The organism is Bathymodiolus heckerae thiotrophic gill symbiont (assembly GCF_900180345.1).
Lineage (GTDB): Bacteria > Pseudomonadota > Gammaproteobacteria > PS1 > Pseudothioglobaceae > Thiodubiliella.
In genome coordinates this window covers 1-16,930 of record NZ_FXLV01000035.1, presented here as the reverse complement: position 1 = coordinate 16,930, position 16,930 = coordinate 1, and the positions used below count along the sequence as shown (strand labels likewise).

General features: G+C 38.9%; 24 protein-coding genes and 1 pseudogene. 9 read left to right on the top strand and 16 right to left on the bottom strand.

Annotation, left to right across the window (positions count from 1 at the left end):
• Positions 1 to 562, top strand: a 562-nt coding sequence (locus tag CRYPD_RS08030) for a hypothetical protein (RefSeq protein WP_171004342.1), incomplete at its 5' end; no start/stop codon positions are given.
• On the top strand, positions 559 to 936 hold the full coding sequence (locus tag CRYPD_RS05385) for a hypothetical protein (RefSeq protein ID WP_138146577.1): 378 nt from the start codon (positions 559 to 561) through the stop codon (positions 934 to 936). The genes CRYPD_RS08030 and CRYPD_RS05385, both read left to right, overlap by 4 nt.
• On the opposite strand, the gene CRYPD_RS05380 is transcribed toward CRYPD_RS05385, so the two are convergent.
• The 7 genes from CRYPD_RS05380 to CRYPD_RS08025 all read right to left on the bottom strand — a co-directional run bounded on the left by CRYPD_RS05380 (position 917) and on the right by CRYPD_RS08025 (position 5,484).
• Entirely contained in the window at positions 917 to 1,255 is a 339-nt protein-coding gene (locus CRYPD_RS05380; RefSeq protein ID WP_171004341.1) for an MBL fold metallo-hydrolase, read from the bottom strand. The genes CRYPD_RS05385 and CRYPD_RS05380 overlap by 20 nt on opposite strands.
• Before the next feature lie 336 nt (positions 1,256 to 1,591).
• Positions 1,592 to 2,470, bottom strand: coding sequence for a cytochrome-c oxidase, cbb3-type subunit III (gene ccoP, locus CRYPD_RS05375; RefSeq protein WP_138146575.1), 879 nt, complete (start codon positions 2,468 to 2,470; stop codon positions 1,592 to 1,594).
• Entirely contained in the window at positions 2,463 to 2,594 is a 132-nt protein-coding gene (locus CRYPD_RS08360; RefSeq protein WP_280178673.1) for a hypothetical protein, read from the bottom strand. Before CRYPD_RS08360 ends, ccoP begins: the two co-directional genes overlap by 8 nt.
• Before the next feature lie 26 nt (positions 2,595 to 2,620).
• Positions 2,621 to 3,223, bottom strand: a complete 603-nt coding sequence (ccoO, locus tag CRYPD_RS05370; RefSeq protein ID WP_138146574.1) for a cytochrome-c oxidase, cbb3-type subunit II — start codon at positions 3,221 to 3,223, stop codon at positions 2,621 to 2,623.
• A 10-nt stretch (positions 3,224 to 3,233) separates the two neighbouring features.
• Entirely contained in the window at positions 3,234 to 4,673 is a 1,440-nt protein-coding gene (gene ccoN / locus CRYPD_RS05365) for a cytochrome-c oxidase, cbb3-type subunit I (protein ID WP_138146573.1), read from the bottom strand.
• 4 nt (positions 4,674 to 4,677) lie between these two features.
• Positions 4,678 to 5,247, bottom strand: coding sequence for a Yip1 family protein (locus CRYPD_RS05360; protein WP_138146572.1), 570 nt, complete (start codon positions 5,245 to 5,247; stop codon positions 4,678 to 4,680).
• 72 nt (positions 5,248 to 5,319) lie between these two features.
• Positions 5,320 to 5,484 carry a hypothetical protein gene (locus CRYPD_RS08025; protein WP_171004340.1) on the bottom strand — a complete coding sequence of 55 codons (165 nt, stop codon included), beginning with the start codon at positions 5,482 to 5,484 and terminating at the stop codon, positions 5,320 to 5,322.
• A gap of 59 nt (positions 5,485 to 5,543) precedes the next feature.
• Between CRYPD_RS08025 and CRYPD_RS05355 the strand changes: the two genes are divergently transcribed.
• Together CRYPD_RS05355 and CRYPD_RS05350 are read left to right on the top strand one after the other, a co-directional pair.
• Complete coding sequence (locus CRYPD_RS05355; protein ID WP_138146571.1) at positions 5,544 to 7,355, top strand: DEAD/DEAH box helicase; 1,812 nt, start codon at positions 5,544 to 5,546, stop codon at positions 7,353 to 7,355.
• A 15-nt stretch (positions 7,356 to 7,370) separates the two neighbouring features.
• A pseudogene (locus tag CRYPD_RS05350) lies at positions 7,371 to 8,020 on the top strand (SulP family inorganic anion transporter); the annotation flags it as partial.
• Here CRYPD_RS05350 and CRYPD_RS08020 read toward each other — a convergent pair.
• The gene (locus CRYPD_RS08020; RefSeq protein ID WP_171004339.1) at positions 8,004 to 8,162 is read right to left on the bottom strand and encodes a hypothetical protein; all 159 of its coding nucleotides are present in this window, start codon (positions 8,160 to 8,162) and stop codon (positions 8,004 to 8,006) included. The pseudogene CRYPD_RS05350 and the gene CRYPD_RS08020 sit on opposite strands and share 17 nt — an antisense overlap.
• Here CRYPD_RS08020 and CRYPD_RS05345 point away from each other — a divergent pair.
• The 5 genes from CRYPD_RS05345 to CRYPD_RS05325 all read left to right on the top strand — a co-directional run bounded on the left by CRYPD_RS05345 (position 8,151) and on the right by CRYPD_RS05325 (position 12,254).
• Positions 8,151 to 9,290, top strand: coding sequence for a SulP family inorganic anion transporter (locus tag CRYPD_RS05345; protein ID WP_138146569.1), 1,140 nt, complete (start codon positions 8,151 to 8,153; stop codon positions 9,288 to 9,290). The two genes, CRYPD_RS08020 and CRYPD_RS05345, sit on opposite strands and share 12 nt — an antisense overlap.
• 140 nt (positions 9,291 to 9,430) lie before the next feature.
• Positions 9,431 to 9,634 carry a cold-shock protein gene (locus tag CRYPD_RS05340; RefSeq protein WP_138146568.1) on the top strand — a complete coding sequence of 68 codons (204 nt, stop codon included), beginning with the start codon at positions 9,431 to 9,433 and terminating at the stop codon, positions 9,632 to 9,634.
• Positions 9,635 to 9,709: 75 nt separating this feature from the next.
• Positions 9,710 to 11,125 (top strand): exodeoxyribonuclease I, encoded by a 1,416-nt coding sequence (sbcB, locus tag CRYPD_RS05335; RefSeq protein ID WP_138146567.1) that lies wholly within the window; start codon positions 9,710 to 9,712, stop codon positions 11,123 to 11,125.
• A 76-nt stretch (positions 11,126 to 11,201) separates the two neighbouring features.
• Entirely contained in the window at positions 11,202 to 11,834 is a 633-nt protein-coding gene (gene nth, locus CRYPD_RS05330; protein ID WP_138146566.1) for an endonuclease III, read from the top strand.
• Positions 11,835 to 12,254, top strand: coding sequence for a DUF1841 family protein (locus CRYPD_RS05325; protein WP_138146565.1), 420 nt, complete (start codon positions 11,835 to 11,837; stop codon positions 12,252 to 12,254).
• Between the two features lie 89 nt (positions 12,255 to 12,343).
• Here CRYPD_RS05325 and hisH read toward each other — a convergent pair whose 3' ends face one another.
• The 8 genes from hisH to CRYPD_RS05285 all read right to left on the bottom strand — a co-directional run bounded on the left by hisH (position 12,344) and on the right by CRYPD_RS05285 (position 16,929).
• The gene (gene hisH / locus CRYPD_RS05320; RefSeq protein ID WP_138146564.1) at positions 12,344 to 12,961 is read right to left on the bottom strand and encodes an imidazole glycerol phosphate synthase subunit HisH; all 618 of its coding nucleotides are present in this window, start codon (positions 12,959 to 12,961) and stop codon (positions 12,344 to 12,346) included.
• A 6-nt stretch (positions 12,962 to 12,967) separates the two neighbouring features.
• Complete coding sequence (gene hisB, locus CRYPD_RS05315) at positions 12,968 to 13,549, bottom strand: imidazoleglycerol-phosphate dehydratase HisB (protein ID WP_138146563.1); 582 nt, start codon at positions 13,547 to 13,549, stop codon at positions 12,968 to 12,970.
• A 2-nt stretch (positions 13,550 to 13,551) separates the two neighbouring features.
• Complete coding sequence (locus CRYPD_RS05310) at positions 13,552 to 13,794, bottom strand: hypothetical protein (protein ID WP_138146562.1); 243 nt, start codon at positions 13,792 to 13,794, stop codon at positions 13,552 to 13,554.
• A gap of 3 nt (positions 13,795 to 13,797) precedes the next feature.
• Positions 13,798 to 14,823: an aspartate-semialdehyde dehydrogenase gene (locus CRYPD_RS05305; RefSeq protein WP_138146561.1), complete on the bottom strand. Its 1,026-nt coding sequence runs from the start codon at positions 14,821 to 14,823 to the stop codon at positions 13,798 to 13,800.
• Between the two features lie 97 nt (positions 14,824 to 14,920).
• Positions 14,921 to 15,568 (bottom strand): DUF799 domain-containing protein, encoded by a 648-nt coding sequence (locus tag CRYPD_RS05300; protein ID WP_138146560.1) that lies wholly within the window; start codon positions 15,566 to 15,568, stop codon positions 14,921 to 14,923.
• The gene (locus CRYPD_RS05295) at positions 15,558 to 15,887 is read right to left on the bottom strand and encodes a DUF4810 domain-containing protein (RefSeq protein ID WP_171004338.1); all 330 of its coding nucleotides are present in this window, start codon (positions 15,885 to 15,887) and stop codon (positions 15,558 to 15,560) included. The genes CRYPD_RS05300 and CRYPD_RS05295 overlap by 11 nt, the downstream gene beginning before the upstream one ends.
• Positions 15,888 to 15,956: 69 nt before the next feature.
• Positions 15,957 to 16,628 (bottom strand): CsgG/HfaB family protein, encoded by a 672-nt coding sequence (locus CRYPD_RS05290; RefSeq protein ID WP_138146558.1) that lies wholly within the window; start codon positions 16,626 to 16,628, stop codon positions 15,957 to 15,959.
• Positions 16,629 to 16,818: 190 nt separating this feature from the next.
• On the bottom strand, positions 16,819 to 16,929 hold the full coding sequence (locus CRYPD_RS05285) for an IS3 family transposase (RefSeq protein WP_138145522.1): 111 nt from the start codon (positions 16,927 to 16,929) through the stop codon (positions 16,819 to 16,821).
• Position 16,930 lies beyond the last annotated feature (1 nt).

Here is a 16,930-nt window from a genome sequence, read left to right as displayed (position 1 = left end):
TAATACTAGCGAGCTTGTTGCCAATACCATTACAGATGCGGTAGTTGGGGGTACAGTCTCAGTTATCGGTGGGGGTAAGTTTGCTAATGGGGCACAGACTGGGGCGTTTAGGTATTTGTTTAATGAGTCGATGCACGCTGGAAGCAACTCAAAGAAAAGTATGCCTATTACCGATTATCAAAGAAAGTTAAGTCAACAAAAAACACCAATGGCAAGAATTACTTTTTGGCATGTTAGAAACTCACAAGGAGATCCATTTGCATCGACGGCTTTAGATGTAGTTGCTAATAGAGGAATTCGTGGCATAAGTGCTAATATTTTATCGCCAATAAACAACGAACAATTAGGAATAAATCTTATGCAAGATTATATTAGCTGGATAGACAGGGATTATGCTAACATTAATACAAACAATAGAAGAGGGGTTTTGAGTATTGATCAAATTAATAGTTGGCACAACAATACATTTGACAGAACCCCTTGGTCTGGATTTTATGGCGGAAATTTACCTTTTACTAATGATATTATTTGCAATGGTTGCGATTCATATAATCTACAATGAATAATATAGTATTCTTTATAAAAACTAGTATTTTAAGTTCTTTACTGTCAAGTATTATAACAACTCCCTTGTTTGTATTTGGGACATATGATGCGAATATTGATATTGAGCCTTTTATCAGTATGATGCTACCTGTTTTTATTCCGTCATTTGCAGTAATCCTTGTTTTTACAATCCTATTCGCTGTGCCAACCCATATCTTGCTAAACAGAAATAATAATTTTAATATTAAAAACATGATGCTTATAGGCGCATTAACTGCATTAACTATAGATTTGTTCTATATAGTATTTGGTATTATAAATTACCCACTATTTTCTTTTTTTGGAATAATTCATTCGTGGATATATTGGACTATCGCAAAAAGAAAATAATGGGGACAGCATGAAGCTCCCCCATATGCACAACATTTGCAGTTTTAAAGAAAACAATGCTATCGCCATCGGTATGCGAATTGTCTTGGTGGATTACTTGTATTTCTTGGTTGTTTAAATGAAAAGTAACCTCATCATTAAAGGTAATAACTGGTAAGGCTACTTTAGGAGAAGTAGGTACTTTCTTATTAAAAGCCTTAATAAAATTATCATGACTCATACGCTCGCGAACTTGATCGTGCGCCACAATGATCACATCTGCTTTACCCATGTTTTCATTGCCACCTGTATGATCAAAATGCCAGTGTGTGTTAATCACAAATTTAATCGGCTGGCTTGTAATTTTGGCAATAGCGGCTTAAATTTTCTTGCTTAAGGGCGCAAACTAATCATCAATCATAAACACGCTATCAACCCCAACACAGACCAATATTGCCACCCTTGCCCGTTAGCATATATAGGTTATTACCAGCTTTTTGAGTCTTGCTCAAAAGCATCAGTCTTGGCGAATGCTGGATTAACTAAAGCACACGCAAAGGGCAATAAACCCAACAGAGATATTTTTATAAATTTCATGTGCATTTCCCTAAAAAATAAAACTTATAGCTTTCTTAATACTGCCTTATAAGACAAGGGTATTAATCATTAAGTGAATTTACTTATTACGCTTTAACCAAGCCACTAATAATTTTATTTGTAGCGGCGTAAGTCTGTCTTTATGTGCTGGCATTACCCCTTTTCTGCCAGAGGCAATTGATTGTTTAATTGACTCTAAATCACTGCCATAAATCCAAACACCATCACCCAAATTAGGTGCACCGAATACTGGATTGCCTTGTAAATTAATACCATGGCAAGCAACACAAAATTGTTTGTATTTTTCTTTACCGGCGGCGTGTGTCTTCTCATTGTAAGTATTATCAGAAATGCTTTTGACATAATTTGCCACATTGTTGACACCTTCATCACCCAACGGTACGCCCCAAGCTGGCATCACTGCCTTTCTACCATGAGTAATAGTTTGAATAATCTGCTCAGGCTTACCGCCCCAGAACCACTCTTCATCAACTAAATTTGGAAATTCGCCTTGACCTGAGGCATCTGCACCATGACAAGAGGCACAATACTGCGCAAAGGTGTTACTTGCTAAATGCATTGCCTCAGGATTGGCTTGTAAAGCTCTCATATCTGTTTGTTCTAAGGTAGAAAGCTCTTTGTAATATTCATCATCAAAATTTGCCTTATGCTCAATATATTCTTGCGCAATGGTTGAGCCAAGCAAACCTTTATAATTACCAAAACTTGGGTAAAAAATCATATAAAAAATCGCAAAAATTGCAGAACCAATACCCAGCCAAAACCACCATGCTGGGGCTGGATTAATACCCTCTTCCAAGGTCTCATCCCAGCTTACATCATGAACATCTGATACTCTACTAAAATAGATACTAATGCCTAAAGTTAATAAATAAATCAGTCCGCCAGCGGTCAGTATAACGACAACGCTCTGCCAAAAAAAGGGTAAATCAGCCATGTTTCTCTCCTGTTACTTCTTCCTCATCAAATAAGGGAATATTCATACAATAATCTTGCGCTTCCTTACTTTGTTTCATCGACATCCACATAATCAAGGCAATCATAAACCCCATGACTATCATATCTCCAATTAGAACAAACTGCCACATTAGCGAAAAGTCCCCAGCACTTGTAAATAAGCAATCACTGCATCTAACTCTGTCTTGCCGCTAATCGCTTGCTTTGCTTGTTTAATTTCTGCGTCAGTGTAAGGGTGTCCATACCACTGAAGTAATTCTAACTTAGCAGTAATGTCCTTTGTACTCACTTTGTTTTTAGCCAACCAAGGATAAGCAGGCATAATTGACTGAGGTACCACTGAACGAGGGTCGTTCAAATGCAATTTGTGCCATTTGTCACTATACTTGCCACCCAGTCTTGCTAAGTCAGGTCCAGTACGCTTTGAGCCCCACAAAAATGGACGATCATAAATATGTTCACCTGATACAGAAGCTTCGCCATAACGCATCACTTCTGCCACCAAAGGTCTAATCTGTTGCGAATGACAACCCACACACCCTTCACGAATATAAATATCCCTACCCGTTAATTGTAAAGCGCTATAAGGTTTAACATTCTCCGTACCTTTATGCAAGGACTCGTCAAACAAATTTGGTACGATTTGTACAAAGCCACCAATCGAGGAGACAATCAAAATACCAAATATCAACAGTGCTGAATTACTTTCAATAGTTCTATGTAGTTTTAACATCTAAACTCTCCTAAATTTCGTTGCCTGGGTGAACTTTTGGTATTTTCACCAAAACGGGTAAATTACACTTGCTTGCAGCATAAGTTCGATACAAATTATAAGTCATCAATAACGCACCTGATAAGAACATCAAGCCGCCTGTCAAACGCATCCAATGATAAGGAATAGTTACCAACATAATATCAACAAAACTATAATTCAATTGCCCATAATCATCAATTGATAAGTTCATAATGCCTTGTGCTACACCTGATGCCCACAACGCTACAATGTAAATTAACACGCCCATCAACGCCAACCAAAAATGTATATTTGCCAAACGCTTACTATATAACTCCGATGTGCCCAGCAACTTAGGCACTAAAAAGTAAACCGTACCAAAGGTAACAAAGGCATTCCAGCCTAAAGCACCTGAGTGCACATGCCCCACCGTCCAATCAGTGTAATGACTAATAACATTCACACTCTTAATCGCCAACATTGGACCCTCAAAAGTAGACAAGGCATAAAAAATCATTGACACTACCACAAACTTCATACCTGGGTCGGTGCGTAATTTGTCCCAAGCACCACTCATGGTCATTACCGCATTCAACATCGTTGCCCAAGAAGGTAGGATTAAAATAACACTCATCACCATTGCCACTGTCATTAACCAATCAGGAATAGAAGTGTAATGCAGGTGATGTGGTCCCACCCAAATATAAGTATAAACAAACGCCCAAAAAGCAATCACTGAAAGACGATAACTCCAAACAGGTCTACCTGCTTGCTTTGGTAGTGTGTAATAAAACATACCTAAAAAACCTGCTGTTAAGAAAAAACCAACTGCATTATGCCCATACCACCACTGCACGATTGCATCTTGCGCACCTTCATAAACTGGATAAGCCTGCATCCAACTATAAGGTATTGCTAAATTATTAACAATATGTAGCATTGTTATTACAATGATTAACGCGCCATAAAACCAATTAGAAACATAAATTGGACGGATTTTTCTAGTAGCAAGTGTACCAAAAAACACAACACCAAAACTCACCCAAACAATAGCAACTGCGATATCAACTGGCCATTCAAACTCAGCGTACTCCTTAGTACTGGTATAACCCATAAGTAAACTTGCTACACCAACTGCCACGCCAATTTGCCAGCCAATTGCCACAATCCATGCTAGATTTGGTGAGAACAAGCGCACATGACAGGTGCGTTGCACACTATAAAATGCAGTGGCAATTAAGGCCGAACCACCAAAACCGAAAATAACGGCATTGGTATGAAACGGACGCAAACGCCCAAAGGTAATTTCTGCAATGTCAAAATTCAGCCACGGCATCACCAATTCGGCTGCCAGATAAGCACCAGCACTCATACCAATAATTGCCCAAATCATTGTGCAAAACAATAAAAAAACAGTGGCAGAATCTGTGTAGTAAGAATTCTTGTCCATAAAATTAAACTCCTAAATTAGGGCCGATACCGTGCACCCAAGCAATGGCACTAATGCCTAACAAAGAAATGCCAGCAGTTGATATAAAACCAAACAGCGAGCAACCCATAAAGATGCCTCGATCATAATCCGTTTTTAATAACACGGGGATAGAGACAAATAACAAATAACCACTTAATGCAAAAATTGGAGAAAGCACAATCACATGAAATAAAAGAGAAGGATATAAGTGCGCTATACCGCCTAACATAATCGGCGTTGTAACCACAGTAACCACGGCAAAAGCGTCTTTTAAAGTGGCCTTGGGCGCATACACAGCAGACATCCATTTAATAGTCAGCGCAGTAACAAAAAAACCGATAACAAGTGCCAAGAAATAAAAAATAGCAATGGCAATTGATTGCGTTAAACTTAGGCGAATCGGGTCTGATATGCCCAGCGACCAGCCATAATAGTGCATACCATAAAAGGCGCTTATAGGTGGAATAAAAATAAGCCAAATTGAAAAACCAAAAAATAATTTGGCAGGTGAATATTCGGAGTGCGCTAAGCGCTCAATAGTTGTTTGAATCATAATAACCTTGCTTTTTTATGGTTGAACTACAATAAGTATACAATAAAAAAACGATTTTTCAATAAAAAAAAATTATATAATAAAAAAATAATAGAGACCTTTGCATAAATAGGGATGATTAGCAAAATTCAATTTTTGCCAGATTGGTGATTTTATTAAACCTTGTCCTAGCAGGGCTAAGGCTGGGTTTAAAAAATCGCCAAGCGGGTGAAAAGTGGATTTTTGATGATTATTCATATTTATGCAAAGGTCTCTAATATAGGTATAATTGCGCTCTTTGCCTACTCCATAAACCTATGCCTGACAATCAATCAAGTAACGAACCACAAGCCAAATTTAGCGATTTAGGGTTGTCTGATTCAATTTTAACAGTTCTGGTCACCCTCGGCTACGAAACCCCATCGCCTATTCAACAAGAATGTATCCGCCACCTGCTAGATGGCAAAGATGTGATTGGCCAAGCGCAAACAGGCACAGGTAAAACAGCGGCTTTTGCTCTGCCATTGCTTGACAAAATTGATCTAAACATTAATGCGCCACAATTATTAATCTTAACACCCACTCGTGAGCTGGCAATTCAAGTATCAGAAGCGGTGCAAACCTATGCACGAGGCATGAAAGGCTTTCATGTGTTGCCCATTTATGGCGGGCAATCTTACGATATTCAACTGCGTCCGCTAAAACGAGGCGTACATGCCGTGGTTGGTACACCGGGTCGGGTAATGGATCACATTAAGAAAGGCACTTTAAAGCTAGATAATCTTAAGTCTTTTGTCTTAGATGAGGCGGATGAAATGCTAAAAATGGGCTTTATTGATGATATTAAATGGGTAATGGAGCACATTCCTGAACAACGACAAATTGCGCTATTCTCAGCCACCATGCCATCTGTCATTAAAAAAGTAGCAGAAAAATTTCTTAGCCAGCCAAAAATTGTCAAGATAAAAACCAAAACCGAAACTGCCACCACGATTACCCAAAAATATTGCATGGTTGGTGGCTTGTCACAAAAACTAGAAGCACTAACCCGCATCCTTGAAGTAACTTCGTTTGATGCAATGATTATCTTTGTTAGAACCAAAACACTCACGGTTGAACTGGCAGAAAAACTCTCTGCACGAGGGTTTTCGGCAGAGGCCATCAACGGCGATATTCAGCAAAATCAACGAGAACGCATTATCAATAATTACAAAAAAGGTAAAATTGATATCTTAATTGCCACCGATGTTGCTGCCCGTGGTTTGGATGTGGAGCGCATCTCGCATGTGGTCAATTACGATATTCCACAAGACGCTGAGTCTTATGTACATCGCATTGGCAGAACGGGTCGTGCGGGTCGCAAAGGCGAGGCAATTTTATTCATATCAAACCGTGAAAGGCGTATGCTCAACACTATTGAACGCGTTACTCGTCAGAAAATTGACCCACTTGAATTGCCCACGGCAAAAATTATCAACGCCAAACGCATTGAAACTTTCAAGCAAAATATAGTGCAAATCATCAGCAACCAAGATTTGACGGTGTTTGAAAAATTGGTTAGCGAATTTCAAACAGAAAATCCAGACATTGAAGTCTCCAAAATTTCTTCTGCTTTGGCATTTATCGCCCAAGGTAGCGAGCCATTACTAATCTCGGATAAGATGCAAAGTTTTGGCAGAGAGCAAACGCAAGGTGAAGAAAAAACCATCTCTCCTGAAGCCACTCCGTTAAAAAATCACCCGCAAATCCCAATGCACCGCTATCGTATTGATGTGGGCAATAACAACGGCGTAAAACCAGGCAATATCCTAGGCGCAGTCGCAAACGAAGCAGAAATAGACAGCGAATACATCGGCGCAATCCAGATTTTTGATAATTTTTCAACCATTGATTTGCCTAATGAAATGCCCAGCGAGGTGCTGGAAATGCTACAAAAAATTGTTGTTTGTGGCAAACGCTTAAATATGGCACAACTCACTGAAAAAAACAACAAAGCAATAACGGGTGGTGCAAAATCAGGCATTGGAAAACGCAACTTTGGACGCAAAAAGTTTTCAAAAAATCGCAAACGAGATGATGATAGAAATAACAGGCGTGGCAAAAAACCCAAATTTTCACGCTCACGCTAAGATTTTAAAAACACAATGAGGTTTTCACACTTTTTGCCTTTTTTAGTTTGGCTTAAGGTTGTTAACAAAGAATCCCTTAAAACAGAAAAGAATCCCTTAAAACAGATTTTATTGCAGGATTAACAGGCGCTGTCATCGTCTTGCCTCAGGGCGTAGCATTTGCCACTATCGCTGGCTTACCCCCTGAATACGGGCTATACACTGCAATGGTTACGCCCATTCTTGCAGCATTGTTCGGTTCATCATTGCATTTGGTCTCAGGTCCAACCACAGCTATTTCCATTGTGGTTTTTTCTGCCATTAGTCATCACGCCGAGGCAGGCAGTGCAGAATTTATCTCTCTAACGCTGACACTCACTTTTCTTGCTGGCGTTTACCAGCTGGTATTTGGCTTGGATCGCTTAGGCGCAATGGTTAATTTTGTCTCTCACACAGTCGTTATCGGCTTTACCGCAGGTGCGGCTATTTTAATTGCCAGCAGCCAGTTAAAACACATCACAGGTATTTTTGTCCCTAAAGGCGAATCGTTCATCCACACTTTAATAGATTTATACCAAGGTGCTGGGGAGGCGAATATTTATCTGATTGTAATTGCCTTGGCAACCTTAATTACCGCTGTTTTAACCAAAAAACTCTTTCCAAAACTGCCTAATTTATTACTGGGAGACCTTTGCATAAATAGGGATGATTAGCAAAATTCAATTTTTGCCAGATTGGTGATTTTATTAAACCTTGTCCTAGCAGGGCTAAGGCTGGGTTTAAAAAATCGCCAAGCGGGTGAAAAGTGGATTTTTGATGATTATTCATATTTATGCAAAGGTCTCACTGGGTATGGTTGTCGGCAGTCTGCTCGCCTTATATTTCAAAGATTTCACCACACAAATCAAATTAGTAGGCGAAATCCCCGCACATTTGCCACCCTTATCTATGCCAAATTTTTCATTTACTACCATTAAAATGCTCGCACCTGAGGCGTTTGCTGTCGCCTTACTCGGCTTAATTGAGGCAGTCTCAATCAGTCGCTCTATTGCCACAAAATCTGGTCAACGCATTAATACCAATCAAGAGTTTATCGGCCAAGGTGTGTCAAATCTATTTGGTAGTTTTATGTCAAGTTATGCAGGATCTGGCTCATTTACCCGCTCAGGGTTGAATTTTGAATCAGGTGCAAAAACCCCCTTATCCGCCATTTTCTCTGCCGTTATATTAATGATAATTGTACTGCTCATTGCACCATTAACCGCTTATTTACCCATTGCCGCTATGGCGGGCGTTATCCTTGTGGTCGCTTACAATCTCATTGATTTTCATCACATTCGCAAAACCCTAAGTTTTAGCATAGAGGAATCTGCTATCTTAATTACCACTTTCCTAGCCACCCTATTTCTTGAGCTAGAATTTGCTATTTACTTGGGCGTTTTGCTCTCATTGGTTTTGTTCCTGAGTAAGACCTCTACCCCTGCCATTCCCACCTTATCGCTAGACAACACCCAAGAAAATGGCAAAAAGAAATTCATTAACATTAACAAAAAGCCCATCAAACAATGCCCTCAACTCAAGATTATTCGCATTGATATGTTGGTTTATTTTGGCTCGATTAGCCACATTCAAAAACGCATTACTGCCATTGTAGAAAATGAACGCATTAACCATATCTTGATTGTTGCCAGCGGCATTAATTTTATTGACCTCGCAGGCACAGGCGCACTTATCTCAGAAAACAATCGCCTCATAAAAAACGGTGGTGGTTTATATTTTGTCGGGCTTAAAGCCTCCGTTTACGAGTTTGCCGCCAAAGCGCACTTCATTCAACAAATCGGCAGATCACACTTTTTTGACTCAAAATCACAAGCCATTGCCCACATTTACCGACAACTAGAGCCACAAACTTGTGCCACCTGCCAAGCACTTATTTTTAATGAATGCCAACCTTAACAAAAAATATGTGCTAAAATTCTTCCTGCTGGTAAGAATACAGCTGCTGTTTATTGTTATGTATTGATGTCAAACATCAACCCTAAGTTATAAAAGTAGTGGTTTTTTTCGGTATTTTTTTATAATTTATAGGAGACATTATGTCTACAACAGGAACAGTCAAATGGTTTGACGCAAAAAAAGGATTTGGTTTTATTGAGCAAGAAAGTGGCGATGATGTATTCGTTCACTTCCGTGCCATTCAAGGCGATGGCTACAAATCATTAGACGAAGGTCAAACAGTAGAATTTGACTTAGAAGATGGCGATAAAGGCCCTCAAGCAGTGAATGTACACCCACAATAACACTTAGTTTTTGTGTATTAAAAACCCAGCTTAATTGCTGGGTTTTTTGTATGTAAAATTCATTAAAATGAGCTTATGAAAACATTTTATTGGTATGACTACGAGACTTTTGGCATCAGCCCAAAAACAGACAGAATCTCGCAATTTGCTGGTATTCGCACAGACGAGTATCTTAATATTTTGAATGAGCATATGTTTTATTGCAAGCCAACTGGTGATTGCCTGCCGTCTCCACAGGCTTGTGCAGTAACGGGCATAAGCCCGCAACTTTGCGAAGAAAAAGGCATGATTGAGCACAAATTTATCAAAAAAATTCACGCTCAATTTTCAGTGCCAAATACTTGTATTGTTGGCTATAATTCAATTCGTTTTGATGATGAATTTACTCGTTATTCACTGTATCGCAACTTTATCGACCCGTATGCTTGGCATTGGAAAAATGACAATACTCGTTGGGATATTCTCGATGTGGTGCGACTGTGCTATGCACTTAAAAAAGACACTAGCCTCAAGTGGGTGCATGATGAAGATGGCAAACCCATTTTTAAACTTGACCAACTGTCGCTTGCTAATGGCATTGAGCATGCCGATGCGCACGATGCTTTAGCGGATGTTCGTGCCACTATTGCTATTGCGAAAATTATTAAAGACACACAGCCACAGTTATTTGAATATGCTTTTAGCCTGAGGCAAAAGAAAGCGGTTGAGGGGAAAATTAAACTGTTTGAGCCGATATTGCATACTTCAGGAATGTATCCTGCCACGCTTTCTTGTACACGGCTTGCTGTTGCGCTGGCGTATCATCCAGAATATAGCGATAGGGCGATTGTGTTTAATCTAGATCAAGACCCTGCTGTTTTGTTGACGCTGGAGGCAGATGAATTGAAGAAGTTGATGTTTACCAAGCAATCTGAATTACCAAAGGGAGTGGAAAGATTGCAAATTAAAGAGATTATTTTCAATAAAAGTCCAATGTTTGTGCCTAATGTTTATAGACTTGATCCTAAGATTGTTGAGCAATTGCAGATTGATATGGATACTTGCCTGCAAAGATTGGCGTTTATTAAAGACAATCAAGTGACAATTGGCAAGATTGCACAGGATTTGTATCGAAAAAATGAACAACGCCCAACCAACCCCGACGCTGATCAAGCGCTGTATGACGGCTTTATGGACAACGCCGATAGACGCATTGCCGAACAAATACAGAGTTTGGATATTGAACAGTTGAAAGATTTTCACCCAAAGTTTAAAGACACCAAACTTTCAACACTACTGATACATTTCAAAGCCAGAAATTACCCCGAATCCTTAACTCAAGACGAACAAGAAAATTGGTTTGAAACCGTACAAAATCGTGTTCAAACGGGGGGAAATGGCTATTTATCTATTGATGTGTATTTTGAGTATATTAATACTATGCGTCAATCTCATCCTCAAAAAGAACAACTTTGGCAGCAATTAGAACAATATGGAGAGTCATTCTCTTAACTTGTTGTCAGTCCATTTTGCTATTAATTTAATACTCAGGTATAATACTCGCACAATCAAAAACGGATTTGAGACAATGAACGCCGAAACACGCAGTGAAATGTTTAACAGGTTACTCAAAAAGATACCTAACCCGACAACAGAATTAAACTATTCAACCCCATTTGAATTATTAGTAGCCGTAACTTTATCAGCGCAGGCGACCGATAAAAGCGTCAATAAAGTAACAGATAAATTATTCCCACTTGCCAATACGCCCAAGACTATTTTTAATTTAGGTGAAGATACCGTCAGAGAAACCATCAAAACCATCGGCCTATTCAACTCAAAAGCCAAGCATATTGTGCAGGCTTGCAGGATTTTGATTGATAAATACGACTCTCAAGTACCTGAAACCCGCAAAGAACTAGAGGCCTTGCCCGGTGTGGGACGAAAAACAGCCAATGTGGTTCTCAACACAGCATTTGGACACCCTACCATTGCGGTTGATACGCATATTTACCGTGTTGCTAATCGCACAGCGATTGCCAGTGGCAAAACGGTGTTAGAAGTAGAGAAAAAACTGGTGAAATTTATCCCTGATGAGTATCGTGTACCTGCACACCACTTAATGATTTTGCACGGTCGCTACACTTGCAAGGCACGCTCCCCTCTATGCACAGAATGTATTTTGCTTGATTTGTGCGAATACGAAGAGAAGAATTTATAAGTGTTTTACACTCAAGATAGAACTGAACAACGCCAATTTCTTGCCAACGCTTGGCAAAAATACTTAGATAAAAAAACACTTGACCTGCTAGAAACCCAACTCACACAAGTAATTGAAATGCATCCTGAATATCATCAGTTGATTAGCAATATTGAATCAGATTATTTTCCAGAACAAGGTGAGGTTAATCCATTTCTGCACATTAACTTGCATTTGTCACTTAGAGAGCAATTGTCCATTAATCAGCCAACGGGCATTCAAGATTATTATCAGAAAATTCTACACAAAACTAAAAACCCGCACGAGGTAGAACACAGGATGATGGATTGCATTGCTGAGATGATTTTCTCCTCACAAAAAAACAACACGCCGATGAATCATCAGGCTTATATTCGTTGTTTAGAAGTAAAAATACGGTAATTTGATTACGGGAGAATTAGCAAAACCGCGTGGTTTGGGCAAAAAGACAAAACTCAACTTATTCTTGAATTGAATAATTACAAAAATTATTAAGGCTTCCAATTAACAAAATTTTCTAATAATTTTAAACCATCGTGCTGAGACTTTTCAGGGTGAAATTGCACAGCAAATATATTGTCTTTGGCGGCTGCGCAAGTGAAATCAATGCCATAATTACTTAACCCAGCAACCACCGATGAGTCATTTTGCTTAACATAATAACTGTGCACACTATAAAAGCGTGCATTATCTTTAATATTATGCCAAAGTGGATGGGTTTGTGTTTGTTTAACCGTATTCCAACCCATGTGCGGAATTTTTAACTCAGTTTCTGGAAAATGCACAACATTCCCAGAAAAAATAGACAAGCCATCTGTGCCGCTATTTTCTTGAGAATGGTCAAACAAGAGTTGCAGTCCAAGACAAATACCCAAAAAAGGTTTTTCGCCTGCGGCTTGCTTCATTGCTTCAACCAAACCGTGCGTATTCAAGGCTCGCATACACGCACCCATCGCACCCTGCCCCGGAAACACGATGCGATCTGCATCGGTAATTAACCCTACATCATCAGTAAGAAATATCTTATCATTAGGCGCAACATGCTCTAATGCCTTTTGCACACTACGAACATTGCCCATGCCGTAATCAACAATTGCAATACTTTGCATAAATATTTAAAGTGAGCCTTTGGTCGATGGAATCACGCCTGCTTGGCGCTCATCTAGTGTTACTGCCATACGCAATGCCCTACCAAACGCTTTGAAAATCGTCTCAGCCTGATGGTGAGAATTCACCCCTTTAAGGTTATCAATGTGCAAAGTAATCAAAGCATGATTAACAAAGCCTTGGAAAAACTCCGAGATTAAATCCACATCAAACGAGCCAATCATCGCACGAGTGAAATTTACATTAAGCGCCAGCCCTGGGCGACCTGATAAATCCAACACCACACGAGACAGCGCCTCGTCCAGCGGCACAAAAGCGTGTCCATAACGGGTAAACCCTGCTTTATCGCCCACGGCTTTGGCGAATGCCTGACCTAGCGTAATGCCGATATCTTCCACACTGTGATGGTCATCAATCTGCGTATCGCCATCACATTTAATGCTTAAATCCATCAAGCCGTGACGCGCGATTTGATCTAGCATATGGTCGAGAAATGGCACGCCTGTGTCAATATTCGCCTGACCTGTGCCGTATAAATTCAGCCCGACTTCAATATCAGTTTCGTTGGTTTTTCTAGATACTTTAATCATTTTCATTTTGCAATCTCAATTATCTTTTTATTATAACTATTAACAGCAATAATTGCCCATATAATACAGATTATGTAAGGAATAAACAATCCAAAACCAAAAGTGGCAAAACCAATAATAGCGGTCATTACCAACATAATCAAAGCACCAATAACACTTGCATAAAACAGCCCAATTGGCCCTAAAAATATGACCAAAAGAATCGCAACAATAAGACTTTTAGTCGGTAAGTTTTGCGATGACACAGCTTATAAGTGCTCCTTAATCAAAATCTCAGCAATCTGAATACTATTCAATGCTGCTCCTTTGCGAATATTATCAGAAACCACCCATAGGTTTAAGCCTTTTTCATGGGAAATGTCCTCACGAATGCGACTCACGAATGTATCGTCATGATTGGTTGCCTCTACAAAAGGCGTAGCGTAACCACCGTCTTCATGCTTATCCATCACCGTTACACCACTTGCTTTTGACAAAATTTGAGTGGCTTCAGCAGCGGTTATTTTGGTTTTGGTTTCAATATTAATCGCCTCAGAATGCCCATAAATCACTGGCACACGCACCGCTGTTGGATTAACTAAAATATTATCATCTTCAAAAATCTTTTGCGTCTCCCACACCATTTTCATCTCTTCCTTAGTGTAGCCGTTGTCCTGAAACACATCAATATGCGGCACCACATTAAACGCAATCTGCTTTGGATACACCTCAACATCAACCTCGGTATTGCCACTTAATAACTTAGTAGTTTGCTCGATTAACTCACTAATCGCCTCCTTTCCAGAGCCTGATACCGCTTGATAAGTTGCCACATTAATGCGTTCAATACCCACCGCATCATAAATCGGCTTAAGTGCCACCAACATTTGAATGGTAGAACAATTCGGATTGGCAATAATATTACGCTGCGTATAGCCTGCAATCGCATGCGCATTAACCTCTGGCACAATTAGGGGAATGTCTTTATCACGACGAAAATGTGCGGTATTATCAATCACCACACAGCCAGCCTCAGCTGCAATCGGTGCATATTTCTCAGAAATATTGCCCCCTGCTGAAAATAACCCGATTTGCGCTTGTGAAAAATCAAAAGTGCTTAAGTCCTGCACCGTCCAACTCTTACTCTGACAAAACACCTTCTTACCTGCCGAATTTGCACTCGCCAAAGGGTATAAATTATCAATCGGAAAATCCCGCTGTTCTAAAATCGAAAGAATCGTCTCACCCACCGCACCCGTTGCGCCCACCACGCATACATTAAACTTTTTATTCATCGTATATAAATTAAAATAATAAAATCAAGAGTTATTATACCTTCATCTCAAAGAATAGAAGTTTTACAATTTGAGCAAAAATTTGTATCTAAAATTATTATTTAGTGGATATTTTATATGGACCGTCAAGCAGTCCTTTTGACTTATGGTTAATAGCTATCAAGTTTGCAAGCATGGCTGTTTCGTAAGAACTGTCAATTGAAGAGGTCATAACCTGCGTAATGATTGCATTTATTAACATCCCTGCAAGACCGCCGCCACCATCACCAGAATCTCTAGTCGCAACGGCAGTTGATTCCCATAAAACTACACCAGTTTTAACATCAACCAGTTTAAGATCAGCTGAAACTGTAGTTACTGAAGAAATGACCATAAATTTCTGACCCCATTCATTGATAGTGATATACAACACTGCATCTGCACCAATGTGTTTATCAATTTTATCTAATGGAATATTATTCATTTCTGCAGGCGTTGGCAGTCCATTTTCTTTTAAAAATTGATCAATGACTGCAACAGGTAAAACATAATAGCCTTTTTCAGCTAATGGTTTAGTCAATGTAGAAAGATAAAGATAGGGCGCATTAACTTCAGTGGAATTATTATTCGGAGGAATAATGACAATAGAACGAGGTTTGCTTTTTTTTAAGGCCGTATAATCATAAGACTCTATCGTTTGGCAACCAGTAACAAGCATTGCAAATATTACTATTAATCCAGCTCTTTTAAATAATTTATTTATCATTAGTTAGTTTTTTATCGGCACGATTGAGCATACCATCAATTAATACATTGGCTTCTGGAAATAAAGTTTTTTCCTTCAATAATGCCGTTCTAGATTGTGTATATTTTCCTTGTTCAGCATACAATACACCTAAATATGCATAAACACCTGGCGCAACCTTCTTTCCAGCAGATTCAGTTTTTTGCAAATCAGTGTTTAATTTTTCGATTTGAGTTTGCACATCCATTGCACCTGGCTCTACATAAGATTGACGCACAATACTTTCATATTCGCCCCAATAATATATATTTTTGTTAGTAACACAACTTGTCAGTAGCATACTAACCAATAATGTGATTATATATTTGTTAACCATAATTATTTAATGGGTCTTAACTAGTTAAGACTCTTATTTATTAATCTGCCATGTACCATTTTGTATATCATCAGTTATGTTGTTAACTGCCTCCATAATAGCCAAATTAAGCACCTTCCCATTTAATGTTGCATCATAACCTGCACTACCACCAAAGCCAAATAATTCTTCGTTACTTAATGTGTATTCGCCTGCACCTTGCACAGAATGAACAATTTGAGAAGTCAAGACATCAACAACATTTAAAGAAACTTTAGCGTAAGCACTTTGTTTTTTTCCTGAACCTAATATACCAAATAACATTTTGTGTCCTGTCACTTTACGACCAAACTCAGTAACATTGCCAGTTATCGTGTAGCGTGCACCTTTAATATTTTGTTTAAGATTTAATCGCTCTGCTTCTTGAGTATTACCCTCTAAATTTTGACGATCCATTACATTAAAACGATTGCTTTGCTGTAAATGCGTCTTGAGAATAGTTTTTGACTGATTTCCCAGCTTGTCTGAATTAGAAGAAAACAAACCACGCATATAATCAGAACGATTTTGAAAGAGCCCAATGGTAATATCTATACGCACACCATTATAGGGCTGCTGGGAGTGCTTAACACGCTCTGGTGCAATAGTTTTATGCGTTTCTTGTGCCACACACCCAAATAAACCAAATAAAATTACAACAATACCAAGAGAAAATTTATTTTGCATAAAATGATTTTTACTTAAATAATAAGATCATAGAAATTATATCAGATAAAATTGTTAACATCAATGAATTGGTGAATGAGATTGTATTTCTGTGTGAGATGTTGACATAATGCTTGCACACCATAACTGTAATGATCTAACTTTCTTAGACACAAAGATAGTGTAATGATCTAATCAACTTGGACACATTTCAAGCCACTTTTTTCAATTCAGCCATCTTTTCTGCTGGGGTTAAATACCCAATAGCTGAATGAATCCTTTTGTAATTGTAAAAATAAATATAACTCTCTACATTTTCCACT